We start from the raw sequence: 14,748 nt of genomic DNA, 5'->3' as shown, positions 1-14,748 counted from the left end.
GGCTCGGGTATGAATGATTGAAAATGCAATAAACTGCGCTCCCATTCTGCTAATGAGAATAAGAATCGTTCTTATTGTAATGCTATCCTGGCAAGAAGGAAAGTGATGAGAGGAAATAAAACACCGTTGCAGCATATGCATGGCATCTGGCGCCGCGTGTGCCAATAATGAAAGCGGTATGATCGATGCATGGGGAGGTGGCATGAAGACGATGATCAAAACCATACCGGCGCTGGCGTGCGCCCTGCTGCTCGTTGGCGGCCATGCAGGCGCCCAGGAGCAGGCCGTTTCCGATGATTTGCCCGTGTGCCAGCTCGATCCGCGCGACAGCGGCAAGCTGGCCGTCGAACCTTGCCGCCCGGCGCCGCCCGTGCAGCCGCGCCGTTCCGTGCCGCAAGTGATCGGCCGCATGCCGGCGCAGCCCGAGCCTCCCGTCGTGCCCATGGCGCCCCTGCCGCCCAGCCCGGCCGTGCCCATGCCCCGTGCGCCGCAGCCCATCGGCGCCTGCGACACGGGCGGTTGCCGCGATGCGGCCGGCGCGCGCTACAACGGCGCGGGCAATGCCACGCTCGACGCCAACGGGCGCATCTGCCATCGCAATGGCGCTTTCATTCAGTGTTTTTAGCCTATCCGTTCTCTAACGCTGCAAGTTTTCGCTTGGTGCGCTCAAAAATGGCTACAATTGTCGCCGACATTACGTTTACGTAAACGTAACTATGGCACCATGTAACCATCAGGCGCCGGGAACACGGCCCTTATTACTCAGCATACTCAGGAGATTTCATGCAGATTCAAGACAATGTATTCATCATCACGGGCGGCGCATCGGGCCTGGGCGCGGCCACGGCGCGCATGCTGACGGCGGCGGGCGGCAAGGTCGTGCTGGCCGACGTGCAGACGGAGGCGGGCCAGGCGCTGGCCGCGGAACTCGATGGCGTGTTCGTGCAATGCGACGTGACGTCGGAAGAAGACGGCCTGGCCGTGGTGGCGGCCGCTACCAAACTCGGTACCTTGCGTGGCCTCGTCAACTGCGCCGGTGTGGCGCCGGCCGTGAAAACCGTGGGCAAGGATGGCCCGCACCCGCTGGCCCTGTTCCAGAAAGTCGTCAACATCAACCTGGTGGGCACCTTCAATATGTGCCGCCTGGCGGCCGACGCCATGGCCAAGCAGGATGCCACCGCTGAAGGCGAGCGCGGCATCATTATCAACACGGCGTCCGTGGCGGCCTACGATGGCCAGATCGGCCAGGCAGCCTACGCCTCGTCGAAGGCGGCCGTGGTGGGACTGACCTTGCCGATGGCGCGCGACCTGTCGCGCAACGGCATCCGCGTGATGACGGTGGCGCCCGGCATTTTCGAAACGCCAATGCTGCTGGGCATGCCGGCCGAAGTGCAGGATGCGCTGGGCAAGATGGTGCCGTTCCCATCGCGCCTGGGCAAGCCCGGTGAATACGCGCAGCTGGTGAAAGCCATCGTGGAAAACGTCATGCTCAATGGCGAAACGATCCGCCTGGACGGCGCGATCCGCATGCAACCGAAGTAAGCCCTAGACGAGGGTGCAGCGCCGTGGCCGGCATTTGAGGTAGCATACCCGGGTATCTTTACCGGAGTAAGCATGATCACATTGAAGCCGCTGGCGCTGAGCCTGACCTTGCTGGGAGCACTCGCTGCCAGTCCCGTATTTGCCGAGGTGCCGCAAAAGGCGCCGGAAGTCGCCACCGCGTATGCGGAAAAATCGGGTTGGGCGGCGCAGAAATTCATGGTCGCCGCCGCCAATCCGCTGGCTGCCGATGCGGGCTACCAGATGCTGAAAAAGGGCGGCAGCGCCATCGACGCGGCCATCGCCACGCAGCTGGTACTGACCCTGGTCGAGCCGCAATCGTCGGGTATCGGTGGCGGCGCATTCCTGCTGTACTCCACGGCCAAGGGCGTGCAGGCGTTCGACGGACGCGAAACAGCGCCGGCCGCCGCCGATGAACACCTGTTCCAGAATCCGGACGGCAGCCCCGTCTCGCGCGCCACGGGCGTGGTGGGCGGGCGTTCCGTGGGCGCGCCGGGCGTGCTGCGCATGCTGGAACTGGCGCACAAGGAACACGGCAAGCTGCCGTGGGCGACCCTGTTCGGCCCCGCCATCAAGCTGGCGCACGGCGGCTTTCCCGTCAGCCAGCGCCTCAACGGCTTGCTGAACTGGGACCAGGCCTTGAAGCGCGATCCTGTCGCCGCCGCGTATTTCTATGACAAAGAGGGCAAGGCCTGGCCCGTCGGCCACGTGCTGAAGAATCCCGAACTGGCGCGCACCCTGCGCGAGATCGCCCGCGGCGGCGCCGACGCTTTTTACAACGGCCGCATCGCGCGCGACATCGCCGCCAAGGTGGCGTCTCACCCGACCAACCCGGGCAAGCTTACGGCGACCGACATCGCCGGCTACAAGGCCAAGGTACGCGAGCCCGTCTGCAGCGATTACAAGGCCTGGACCGTGTGCGGCATGCCGCCGCCATCGTCGGGCGGCATCGCCATCGCGCAGATGTTGGGCATCCTGGAGGTCAAAGACATCCGGCCGTATGCACCCGTCGACGGCGTGCTCGATGCGCAAGCGATCCACCTGTTCTCGGAAGCGGGGCGCCTGGCCTACGCGGACCGCAACCGCTACGTGGCCGACACGGACTTCGTGCCGCTGCCGGGCAATGGCGTCGCCTCGATGCTCGATAAAACCTACCTTGCCCAGCGCGCCGCGCTGATCGGTGAAAAATCCATGGGCAAGGCCAAACCTGGCACGCCGCCCGGCATGCAGGTGGCGTGGGGCATGGACAACGCCTTGCAGCGCCCGTCGACCTCGCACCTGGTGGCCGTCGACGCTTTTGGCGGCGGCCTGTCGATGACCACCAGCGTGGAAGACGCGTTCGGTTCGCGCCAGATGGTCGACGGCTTTTTGCTCAATAACCAGCTGACGGATTTCTCGTTCGATTCGCGCGATGCGGACGGCCCGATCGCCAACCGGGTCGAAGCGGGCAAGCGGCCGCGCAGCGCCATGTCGCCCACCCTCGTGTTCGAGAAGGGCACGCACAAGCTGGTGCTGGCCACGGGTTCGCCCGGCGGCTCGTCCATCATCAATTATGTGGCCAAGGTGCTGGTCGGCACCATGGACTGGGGCTTGAACGTGCAGCAGGCGATCAGTCTGCCGAACTTCGGCAGCCGCAACGGCCCGACGGAACTGGAAAAGGGCCGTGCGCCGGCAGCGCAAGTCGAGGCGCTGCAGGCGATGGGCCACGAGGTGCGCGTGATCGAGCAGAACTCGGGCTTGCAGGGCATCATGCGCCTGAATGCGCATGGCAAGGATTTCTGGTTTGGGGGGGCGGATCCACGGCGTGAAGGCATGGTCAGGGGCGATTAGGGGCACCGGACCAAACCTACTGCGCGTCGGTATAGGCGGCCTGCGATGCTCACCGTACTAGAGTACGGTTGCGCTTCTTAGCCGCCTCTCCCTTCCGCTCGCTACGATTTTGTCCGGCGCCGTGCTGCCAACAATATACCTGCAGGAACTGGCGTCTACCTTCCAAACTTTTCCACAAAGCATCCAGACCCTGCTAATCTGCCGGCATGGGAATGCAAAATAAAACAGGCTTGATACTCACGGGAGGAGGCGCCCGTGCCGCCTACCAGGTGGGCGTGCTGCAGGCGATTTCAGCAATACTGTGGGAAGCGGGCTGGGCGCCGGCGCGCAACCCGTTCGACATCATCTGCGGCACTTCGGCCGGTGCCATCAACGCCACGGCGCTGGCCTGCCGCGCCGATAACTTCGGCGAAGGCGTGCAAAAGCTGCTCGACGTGTGGCAGCACATCGAAGTCGAGCAAGTGTACCGCGCCGATTCGCTGGGCGTGATCCGCTCGGGCGCGCGCTGGCTGTCTCTGCTGTCGTTCGGCTGGCTGCTGCGCCAGTGGCATGCGTCGCCGCCCAGTTCCCTGCTCGACAATACCCCGCTGGTCAGCCTGCTGCACCGCATGCTCGACCTGCCGCGCCTGGACGCGGCCTTGGCCGACGGCCTGCTGCATGCGCTGGCCGTGACGGCGTCGTCGTATTCGGGCAGCCGCCACATGACGTTTTACCAGACGGCCGAGGATATCGCGCCGTGGGTACGCACGCAGCGCCTGGCCCTACCGGACCAGATCGGCGTGGAGCATTTGCTGGCCTCGGCCGCCATCCCCTTTATCTTCCCCGCCGTGCCCCTGTACGTGGGCGGCCAGCGCGAATACTGCGGCGACGGTTCCATGCGCCAGCTGGCGCCGATCTCGCCGGCCATTCACCTGGGCGCGAACAAGGTGCTGGTGGTGGGCGCCGGGCGCATGACGGAGCCGGCACCCGCCGCGTCCGAAGCGGCGCGCTACCCGAGCCTGGCGCAGATCGCCGGCCACGCGCTCTCGTCGATCTTCCTCGACGGTCTGGCCGTCGACATCGAGCGCCTGAACCGCATCAACCTGACCCTGTCGATGCTGCCGCCCGAGTTGCTGGGCAAGACGGCCTTGCGACCGGTGGAATTGCTGGTCATCGCGCCGTCCGAGCGGCTCGACGCCATCGCCAGCCGGCATATCGGCAGTTTGCCGCGTCCCATCCGCACCATGTTGTCGGGCATCGGCGCGGCAGAAGCGCGCGGCGCGGCGCTGGCATCGTATTTATTGTTCGAATCGACGTATACTAACGAGCTGATCCGTCTTGGACAGCGCGATACGCAGGCCCGCAAGGACGATGTACTGGCGTTTTTTGGTTCTTGAGACGGCCCTTGGAGCGGTGTGCGGGTTTTTCGCGTTTTTTTGACAGGACGATTGTGCGGGTATTTCGACGTGTTTGCGATGTTGCCTTACTGTTAATTCTGCTGATGGGAGGTCCCGCCATGGCGGGGCCTGCGCCCACCTTGCGTTTCGACCAGCTCAGCGTCGACCAGGGCCTGGCGCAGGAATCGGTGCTGGCCATCGCCCAGGACCGGCAGGGCTATATGTGGTTCGGCAGCCAGTCTGGCCTGAGCCGCTACGACGGCTACCGCATGGTCGTCTACAAGAATATCGAGGGCGACAAGACCAGCCTGGCCGACAACTGGGTCGGCGAACTGCACGTCGATAGCCAGGGCCAGCTATGGGTGGGCACGGACAATGGCCTGGACCGCTTCGACGCCGCTAGCCAGACCTTCATCCATTACGGCCCGGCCGAAAAGAGCAAGCGCGGCAACGGCAACCGGCATATCCACGCCATTCTCGACGATGGCGCGCGCGGCTTCTGGATCGCCACCTCGGACGGCTTGCAGCATTTCGATCCCGCCACGGGCGCTTTCCGCACCTGGCACCATGAAGAGGGCAACCCGCACAGTCTGGGCGACAATGAAATCAAGGCGCTGGCGCTGGACGCGCAACAGCGCCTGTGGATAGGCACGGTGACTGGCCTGGACATGCTGGCGCCGGGCAGCGAGCGCTTCGAGCATTTCGCCGTCGATGCGGCGCCCGGCTCGAAGTACAACGTGATCCAGTCGCTGCTGATCGACCGCCAGCAGAACCTGTGGATCGGCACCATGGCCGGCGCCGAGCGCTGGCGCCTGGGCGCGGCCGGCCAGCCGCCGCAATCGAGAGTGCGCTTGGGCGAGAAACATGGCTTCTCCGCCATCCGCGTGGCCAGCCTGTACCAGGATGTCGACGCCACCGTCTGGCTGGGCAGCAATGCCGATGGCCTGTTCCGCTGGCTGCCCGAAAGCGACACCTTCCTGCAATACCGCCACCAGACGGGCGACAAGTTCAGCGTCGCCGACAACCAGCTGTCGTCGTTGTACCGCGACCGCGCCGGCACCTTCTGGGTCGGCTCCTGGTACAACGGCGTGAGCCGGGTCGACCTGGGCAGCGGCGGCTTTTCGCGCATGGCGCGCGCCCCCGGCGATGTGGGCGCGCTGGCGGACAAGAAAGTGCGCGCCGTGGCCGACGCGGGCAACGGCAAGCTGTGGCTGGCCACCAAGGGCGGCCTGAAACTGTACGACACGCGCGACGGTAGCTCACGCCTGTTCGACCTGCGCAGCGCGCCCGGCATGTCGCGCGACGAGCAAGTCACGACCCTGTACAAGGCGCCGGACGGCGTGCTGTGGGTGGGCGGCTCGACGGGCTTGCACCGCTTTGATCCGGCCTTGGGGCGTTTCTTCACCATGCGCTTTGCCGCCGGCGATCCGAACAGCGACACCATCCGCAATATCGTCAGCGACCGCAGCGGCATGCTGTGGGTCTCGACGCGGGGCGGCGTGCACCGCTTCGATCCCGTCAGCCGCCGTTTTACCACGTACCGCCACGACCCGGCCGACCCGAACAGCCTGTCCGACAACATGGTGCGGCCCGTGCTGGAAGACGGCAAGGGGCGGCTGTGGATAGGTTCCTTCCACGGCCTGGACTTGCTGGACCGCGCCAGCGGCCGCTTCCGCCATTTCCGCCACGACCCGCAAAACCCGCAGAGCCTGAGCCACGACGAAGTGCATTTTCTGCACGAGGACAAGCGCGGCGTGCTGTGGGTGGGCACGGCCAATGGCCTGAACCGCATGGACATCGACGCCAAGGGCGAGATCCGTTTCCGCCGTTTCCTGCGCAAGGATGGCATGGCCGACGATGCCGTCGCCAGCATCCTCGGCGACGACAACGAGCAGCTGTGGCTGAGCACGAATAGTGGCATCACGCGGCTCGACATGCGCAGCGGCCTGTTTCGCAACTACGACAGCGCCGACGGCACGGTGGAAGGCTCGTACTTCGATGGCGCGGCCCTGCGCGCGTCCGATGGCACCATGTATTTCGGCGGCTTCAACGGCATGACGGCGTTCATGCCGCAGGATATCCACGACAACCGCGTGCCGCCGCTGGTGGCCGTCACGGAACTGCAGATCTTCAACAAGCCGGTGGGCATCGGCCGCGGCGAGTTCGCGCATGTGCTCAAGACGGCCATCGACCATACGCGCGAGCTGGTGCTGACCAGCCGCGAAAGCGTCTTTTCGCTGGAATTCGCGGCCCTGCATTTCGCCGCGCCCCAGCGCAATATGTTCGCCTACCGGCTCGAAGGCTTCGACCAGGACTGGGTCATGACCGATGCGGGCCGGCGCTTTGCCACCTACACCAACCTCGATGCGGGCAACTATGTGTTTCGCGTCAAGGCGGCCAACAAGGACGGCGTGTGGAACGAGAGCGGCACCACTTTGGCCATCACGATCTTGCCGCCGTTCTGGAAAACCTGGTGGTTCCGCACCCTGATGGCGGCGCTGCTGCTGGGCGCCGTGTATGGCGCCTACCGCCAGCGCGTGCGTACGCTGCGGCGCCAGCAGAACGAACTGGAAAAACTGGTCGGCGAACGCACGGCCGAGTTGCAAAGCAAGGAAATCGAAGTGCTGGCCCAGTCGGAAAAGCTGGCGCAAGTCAACAGCAGCCTGACGAAAAACGAGGAAAGCCTGCGCCAGGCCAAGCGCAAGGCCGAGGATGCGACGCGCCAGAAGTCGGAATTTTTGGCCAATATGAGCCACGAGATGCGCACGCCGCTGGCCGGCGTGATCGGCATGCTGGGCTTTGCCCTGCGCGACGAGCAGCTGCACGACGCCACGCGCGAGCAGATCCTGCGCGGCCAGGCCAATGCCCAGTCGCTGCTGGTGATCATCAACGACTTGCTCGATTTTTCCAAGATCGAGGCGGGCAAGCTGAGTATCGAAAACATCGACTTCGCGCTCGGCGCGGCGATCGAGACGGTGGTGACCCTGTTCGAAGAGCAGGCGGCCGCGCGCAGCATCGGTTTCTCCATCGATTTCGCGCCCGACCTGCCGCCCTTCGTCGTGGGCGACCCGACCCGCTTGCGCCAGGTGCTGGTCAACCTGGTCGGCAACGCCTTCAAGTTCACCCAGCGCGGCGGCGTCAGCGTCTGCGTCGAGCGGGCCGGCGTGGCCAGCGGCAGGGGCGGGCGCCGTGTCAACCTGATCCGCTTTACCGTCAGCGACAGCGGCATCGGCATCGATGCCGATGCGATGGCGCGCCTGTTCCAGAAGTTCGAGCAGGCCGACGCCAGCACCACGCGGCGCTACGGCGGCACGGGCCTGGGCCTGGCCATCTGCCGCCAGCTGGTCGAACTGATGGATGGCGAGATCGAGGTGGCCAGCACGCCGGGGCAGGGCAGCACGTTTGCCTTCACCTTGCCCCTGGCCGATGGCGTGGCGCCGCCGCTGGTGCCGCAGGTGGCACTGGCGCCGCACAGCCACCAGCTGCGCGTGCTGTGCGCGGAAGACTTCCCCACCAACCAGATCATCATCCGCGTGATGCTCGAGGAACTGGGACACCGGGTCGACGTGGTCGCCAACGGCGTGCTGGCGGTGGCGGCCTGCGTGCATACGCGCTATGACCTGATCCTGATGGACGGGCGCATGCCGGAGATGGACGGCGCCACGGCGACGCGGTTGATCCGCGTGGGCGGCTGGCCGGACCAGCCCGTGCGCGACCAGGAGCTGATGATCGTGGCCCTGACGGCGAACGCCAGTGAAGAAGACCGCAGCCGCTATCTTGGCGTCGGCATGGATGATTTCCTCAGCAAGCCGGTGGACGAGGCGGCGCTGCATGGCTTGCTGGCGCGCGCCATCGAGCGCCAGCTGCAGCGCGGTTTCATGCTGCCGCGCATGCCGTCGAACGCGCCGCGCGGCGCCGCGCGGGGGCAGGCCGAACTCGATGCCCTGTTCGGCATCGCGCCGGCAGTTCCTGTTCCGGCGCCTTCCCAGTCGGTCCGCAGCGGCGAGCTGCAACGGCGTATCCGCGTCGCCTTCGTCGCCGACCTGGAAGGGCGTTTGCGCGAACTCGACGCCGCCCTGGCGGCGCAGGACCGCGATAACGCCGGGCGCCTGCTGCACGGCTTGAAGGGCAGCGCCGCCTATCTCGATGAAACGCAGCTGCACATGCTGTGCACGGAAATGGAAGAGGCGGCGGATGGCGGGCGCTGGACGCAGGTGGCCCTGCATTTGCCGCAATTGCGCGCACTGTTGGCGCAAATAGCCGTTTCGGGTCAAGAAATGTAAAATAGGCAATGCCGGCCTTCGGGCGCGCGGCGAAACTGGGTAGAATACGGCCAGGCACCTTGACGCTGCCGCCAATGGAGAAAGCAATGAAAGTACTGGTGGTTGACGATGATGTCGTGTCGCGCATGGTATTGATGCATTTGATCGACAGCTGCGGCGTGCACGATATCGTGGAAGCCGAAGATGGCGCGGCGGCGTGGGAGCAGCTTGAAGGCGGCTTGCGTCCCTCGCTGTGCTTTTGCGACTTGCGCATGCCGCGCCTGTCCGGCATGGAGCTGCTGCAGAAAATCCGCTCCGACAGCGCGCTCGACGCCATGCCGCTGGTGCTCGTTTCGTCGGCGAATGACCAGGACACGGTGCGCGACGCCGTGCAGGCCGGCGCTGCCGGCTACATCGTCAAGCCCTTCCAGCCGGAGCAGGTGCGCCAGCATATCGATGCCTGCTTCGACGTTTCCGCCTTGTCGGCCGAGGCGCCGCGCGACACCTTGCAGCGGCTGGGCATCGACGGCGAACGCCTGCTGGCGTATCTGACGGGCTTCCAGGGGCAGATCGGCGCCGCCAGCGAACAGGTCGACGCCTTGCTTGCCCGCGGCGAACCAGCCCAGGCGCGCCAGCAGCTGGAACGGCTGCACCTCGGTTGCCGCACCTTGGGACTGCATGGCGCGGAAGCGGGCATGAGCGCGCTGCTGCAATCGGCGGTGCTTGACGGCGGCCAGATGCAAACGGCCCTGGCCGCACTGGCGCGCAGCGTGGCACAGCAGGCGCGTTTGCTGCAGCAACAGGACAGAGACGACTGAATCTGCTGTTTTCCGCTTGCCGGAAAAATACTTTAGGTTTAAAGTATCTGCTTCCGGGCTTTGTGCACGCGCCCGCTACCCGCCAGGATGAGCATGAGCAGCGACCCTTCGCCTACCACAGCATCTCCCCAGGACGACTTTGCGCGCACGCATTTGCCGCCGCGCGCACTCTGGCCGCAGCTGTGCCTTGATTTGCCCGAGCTCCAGTATCCGGCGCGCCTCAATTGCGTCGCCGCGCTGCTCGATGCGGCCGTGGCCAACGGCGGCGGCGAGCGTACCGCCATCCTTGCCGACGGCCAGCGCTGGAGCTACGCCGAGCTGGCGCGGCAAGTCGACCGCATCGCCCATGTGCTGCGCGCCGACCTGCGCCTGATCCCCGGCAACCGCGTGCTGCTGCGCGGCGCAAATACCCCGATGATGGCCGCCTGCCTGCTGGCCGTGCTGAAAGCCGGCTGCATCGCCGTGCCCACCATGCCGCTGCTGCGCGCGCGCGAACTGTCCACCATCGTGGCCAAGGCGGAAGTGAATGCCGTGCTGTGCGCGCAGGGCTTGCGCGCGGAACTCGATGGAGTGCCCGGCTTGCCGGCCATGCTGTGCTTTGGCGCCGCCGATGCGGAACTCGAACAGCGCATGGCGGCCCACGCTGCGCCGTTTGCCGCGCACGACACGGCGGCCGAAGACGTCTGCCTGATCAGCTTTACCTCGGGCACGACGGGCGTCCCCAAAGGCACCATGCACATGCACCGCGACCTGCTGGCCATCTGCGACTGCTTCCCCCGCTCCATGCTGCAGGTGCGTGCCGACGACATTTTCATCGGCACGCCGCCGCTGGCGTTCACCTTCGGCCTCGGCGGCCTGCTGCTGTTCCCCCTGCGCTTTGGCGCGGCCACCGTGCTGCTGGAAAAGCTCACGCCCGAGGGCCTGCTGCGCGCCATCGGTGCTTACGGTGCCACCATCTGCTTCACGGCGCCCACCTTTTACCGCCAGATGGCGCCCCTGACCGCTCAGCACGACTTGCGCAGCCTGCGCTTGTCCGTATCGGCCGGCGAGGCGCTGCCGCTGGCCACGCGCGACGCCTGGCAGGCTGCCACCGGGCTGGCCATGACGGACGGCATCGGCGCCACCGAGATGCTGCACATCTTCATTTCCGCCACGGGCGAGGGCATACGCCGCGGCGCCATCGGCAAGGCCATACCCGGCTACCAGGCATGCATCGTCGACGATGCGGGCGTGCCGCAGCCGCCCGGCGTGACGGGCCGCCTGGCCGTGAAAGGCCCCACCGGTTGCCGCTATCTGTCCGACCCGCGCCAGCGCGAGTACGTGCAGAATGGCTGGAACCTGACGGGCGACACCTTCGAGATGGATGTGGACGGCTATTTCTATTACCGCTCGCGCAGCGACGACATGATCGTCTCGGCCGGCTACAACATCGCCGGCCCGGAAGTGGAAGAGGCGCTGCTGCGCCACCCTGCCGTGGCCGAATGCGGCGTGGTCGGGCGCGCCGATGCCGAGCGTGGCCAGATCGTCGAGGCGCACGTGGTGCTGAAAGACGGCAGCCAGGCCAGCGAGGCGCTGGCTGCCGAACTGCAGGACTTCGTGCGCCAGCAGATCGCTCCCTATAAATATCCGCGCGCCATCCGCTTCCTGCCTTCGCTGCCGCGCACGGAAACGGGCAAGCTGCAGCGCTTCAAACTTCGCACGGACACCCCATGAATATTGTCTGCATCGGCGGCGGCCCCGCCGGCCTGTATTTCAGCCTGCTCATGAAAAAGCAGAACCCGGATCACCGCATCACTGTCATCGAGCGCAACCGCCCGTACGACACGTTTGGCTGGGGCGTCGTGTTTTCCGACCAGACCCTGGGCAACCTGGCCAACGCGGACGAACCGACGGCGCGCGCCATCCTGCAGGCGTTCAACCACTGGGACGATATCGAGATCCACTTCAAGGGCCAGACCGTGCGCTCGGGCGGCCATGGCTTTTGCGGCATCGGCCGCAAGCGCCTGCTCAACATCCTGCAGGCGCGCTGCGAGGAGCTTGGCGTGCAGCTGGTGTTCGAGACGGAAGTACAGGACGACCAGGCCATCGCGAAGCAGTACGGCGCCGACATGGTGATCGCCAGCGATGGCTTGAACAGCCGCATCCGCACGCGCTATGCGGCCAGCTACCAGCCCGAGATCGAGCAGCGCCATTGCCGCTTCGTCTGGCTGGGCACCCGCAAGAAATTCGAGGCCTTTACATTTGCCTTCCGTCAGACGCCGCACGGCTGGTTCCAGGCGCATATCTATCAATACGATGGCGACACTTCCACCTTCATCGTCGAGACGCCCGAACACGTGTGGCGCGCGGCGGGGCTGGACAGCATGAGCCAGGAAGCAGGCATCGCCTTTTGCGAAGCGCTGTTCGCCGAAGAACTCGATGGCCACGGTTTGCTGAGCAATTCGCCGCACTTGCGCGGCTCGGCGCAGTGGATCACCTTCCCGCGCATCGTCTGCCGGCAATGGGTGCACCGGCAGGATGGCGTACCCGTCGTGCTGATGGGCGACGCGGCCCACACGGCCCATTATTCGATCGGCTCCGGTACCAAGCTGGCGCTGGAAGACGCCATCGAGCTGGCGCGCTGCTTCGGCCAGCATGCCGAGACGGCTGCTGCGCTGGTCGCCTACCAGCAGCTGCGCGCCATCGAAGTGCTGAAAATCCAGAGCGCGGCGCGCAATTCCATGGAGTGGTTTGAAAACGTCGAGCGCTACAGTGCCATGGAAGCGCCGCAGTTCGCCTATTCCATGCTCACGCGCAGCCAGCGCATTTCGCATGAAAACCTGCGCCTGCGCGACCCTGCCTACGTGGCCGATTATGAACAGTGGCTGGCGCGGCGCGCGGGCGAGCAGGCCGGCGTGGAGATGGGGGACGAAGCCTTGCCGCCCATGCTTACACCGTTCCGGCTGCGCGGCGTGCTGCTGAAAAACCGCATCGCCGTCTCGCCGATGGCGCAGTACAGCGCCGTCGATGGCGTGGCGGGCGACTACCATTTGATGCACCTGGGCGCGCGCGCCATGGGCGGCGCGGGACTCGTGTTTGCCGAGATGACATGCGTGTCGGCCGATGCGCGCATCACGCCCGCCTGTCCCGGCATGTACAGCGAAGCGCACACGCAGGCGTGGCGCCGCATCGTCGATTTCGTGCATGCGAACAGCGATGCGAAGATCGCCCTGCAACTGGGCCACGCGGGCGCGAAAGGCTCGACGCGGCCCATGTGGGACGGCATCGACCAGCCGCTCAGCGAGGGTAACTGGCCCTTGATCTCGGCCTCGGAACAGCAGTATTTACCGGGCGTGTCGCAGGTGGCGCGTACGGCCACGGAAAGCGACCTGGCGCGCATCGAGCAGGACTTCGTGCGCGCCACCCTGGCCGCGGCCGTCGCCGGTTTCGACTGGCTGGAACTGCATTGCGCGCACGGCTATCTGCTGTCGAGTTTTATCTCGCCGCTGACCAACCACCGCAGCGACGAATATGGCGGCAGCCTGGAAAACCGCTGCCGCTATCCGCTGCGCGTGTTCCGCGCCATGCGCGCGGCCTGGCCGCAGGATAAACCGATGAGTGTGCGCATCTCGGCCCACGACTGGGTCGAAGGCGGCATCACGCCCGACGATGCGGTGCGCATCGCGCGCCTGTTCAAGCAGGCGGGAGCCGACCTGATCGACTGTTCCTCGGGCCAGGTGAGCAAGCTCGAACAGCCCGTGTACGGACGCATGTTCCAGGCGCCGTTCGCCGACCGCGTGCGCAACGAGGCGGGCATCGCCAGCATGGCCGTCGGCTCGATCTTCGAAGCCGACCACGCCAACAGCATCATCGCCGCCGGACGCGCCGACCTGTGCGCCGTGGGCCGGCCGCATCTGGCCAACCCGGCCTGGACCTTGACGGAAATGGCGCGCATCGGCTACAGCGGCGCCGGGGCAGGCGCAGCGTGGCCGAAACAGTACCGCCCTGGCCAGCAACAGCTGGAACGCAATCTGCAGCGCGAACGCCAGCTGGCCGCCGCCAACACGGGCCTCACCCCGCAACAAGTGGCCGCGCGGCTGCTGGAAGGATGACATGAGCAAGGAACGACTGGATGGCGCATTGGCCGACAAACATGCGCTGGTGACGGGCGCCGGCAGCGGCATTGGCCTCGCTTGCGCGGGTGCCTTGCTGGACGCGGGCGCCAGGGTCACCCTGGCCGGGCGCGACGGCGCGCGGCTGACGCGCGCGCGCATGCAGCTGGAAGAGGCGGGCCACGCGGGCAGGGTGGCCATCTGCTTGCTCGACGTGGCCGTGGAAGTATCCGTGCAGGCGGGCTTCGCGCAGGCGGCCGCGCATTTCGGCCGCGTCGATATCCTGGTCAATAACGCGGGCCAGGCGCATGCGGCGCCTTTCGGCAAGACGGACGCCGCCATCTGGCAGCAGATGCTGGCCGTGAACCTGACGGGTGTGTACCACTGCTGCCAGGCGGCCATGCCGGCCATGCTGGAAGCGGGCTGGGGGCGCATCGTCAACGTGGCGTCGACGGCGGGCTTGAAGGGGTATCGCTATGTCAGCGCCTATGTCGCGGCCAAGCATGGCGTGATCGGCCTGACGCGCGCGCTGGCGCTGGAAGTGGCGCCGCGCGGCGTCACCGTCAACGCCGTCTGTCCCGGCTACACGGAAACGGACATGGTGGCGCAGGCCGTGCAAAACATCGTGCGCAAGACGGGGCGTGGCGAAGACGCGGCGCGCGCGGAACTGGCGGCGTCCAATCCGCAGCAGCGGCTGGTGCAGCCGCAGGAAGTGGCCGATGCGGTGGCGTGGCTCTGCCTGCCCGCGTCGTCCGCCATGAATGGACAATCGATCGCCGTCGCCGGCGGCGAAGTCATGTAACTGAATGAA

The 14,748-nt window shown here is 66.1% G+C and carries 9 protein-coding genes; all 9 read left to right on the top strand.

Annotation, left to right across the window (positions count from 1 at the left end; all coding sequences use genetic code 11):
• Nucleotides 1-202: 202 nt before the first annotated feature.
• On the top strand, nt 203-625 hold the full coding sequence (locus JAB6_RS17780) for a hypothetical protein (protein ID WP_139143423.1): 423 nt from the start codon (nt 203-205) through the stop codon (nt 623-625).
• A 158-nt stretch (nt 626-783) separates the two neighbouring features.
• Nucleotides 784-1,542, top strand: a complete 759-nt coding sequence (locus JAB6_RS17775) for a 3-hydroxyacyl-CoA dehydrogenase (protein ID WP_034751723.1) — start codon at nt 784-786, stop codon at nt 1,540-1,542.
• 72 nt (nt 1,543-1,614) lie between these two features.
• A complete protein-coding gene (ggt, locus tag JAB6_RS17770) occupies nt 1,615-3,390 on the top strand; it encodes a gamma-glutamyltransferase (protein WP_070303921.1) in 1,776 nt (591 codons plus the stop codon).
• Between the two features lie 206 nt (nt 3,391-3,596).
• Nucleotides 3,597-4,766, top strand: coding sequence for a patatin-like phospholipase family protein (locus JAB6_RS17765; RefSeq protein ID WP_034751717.1), 1,170 nt, complete (start codon nt 3,597-3,599; stop codon nt 4,764-4,766).
• A gap of 119 nt (nt 4,767-4,885) precedes the next feature.
• Nucleotides 4,886-9,049 carry a two-component regulator propeller domain-containing protein gene (locus tag JAB6_RS17760; protein WP_254671674.1) on the top strand — a complete coding sequence of 1,388 codons (4,164 nt, stop codon included), beginning with the start codon at nt 4,886-4,888 and terminating at the stop codon, nt 9,047-9,049.
• Nucleotides 9,050-9,135: 86 nt separating this feature from the next.
• Nucleotides 9,136-9,846, top strand: a complete 711-nt coding sequence (locus JAB6_RS17755) for a response regulator (protein WP_070303919.1) — start codon at nt 9,136-9,138, stop codon at nt 9,844-9,846.
• Nucleotides 9,847-9,939: 93 nt separating this feature from the next.
• Nucleotides 9,940-11,559 carry an AMP-binding protein gene (locus JAB6_RS17750; RefSeq protein ID WP_070303918.1) on the top strand — a complete coding sequence of 540 codons (1,620 nt, stop codon included), beginning with the start codon at nt 9,940-9,942 and terminating at the stop codon, nt 11,557-11,559.
• Nucleotides 11,556-13,937 (top strand): bifunctional salicylyl-CoA 5-hydroxylase/oxidoreductase, encoded by a 2,382-nt coding sequence (locus JAB6_RS17745; protein WP_070303917.1) that lies wholly within the window; start codon nt 11,556-11,558, stop codon nt 13,935-13,937. Before JAB6_RS17750 ends, JAB6_RS17745 begins: the two co-directional genes overlap by 4 nt.
• Nucleotide 13,938: 1 nt before the next feature.
• Entirely contained in the window at nt 13,939-14,739 is an 801-nt protein-coding gene (locus JAB6_RS17740) for an SDR family NAD(P)-dependent oxidoreductase (protein ID WP_070303916.1), read from the top strand.
• Nucleotides 14,740-14,748: the final 9 nt, after the last annotated feature.

It is taken from the genome of Janthinobacterium sp. HH104, from assembly GCF_001758715.1.
In the GTDB taxonomy this organism is placed as follows: domain Bacteria; phylum Pseudomonadota; class Gammaproteobacteria; order Burkholderiales; family Burkholderiaceae_D; genus Janthinobacterium; species Janthinobacterium aestuarii.
This window is presented reverse-complemented; position numbering and strand designations above follow the sequence as displayed.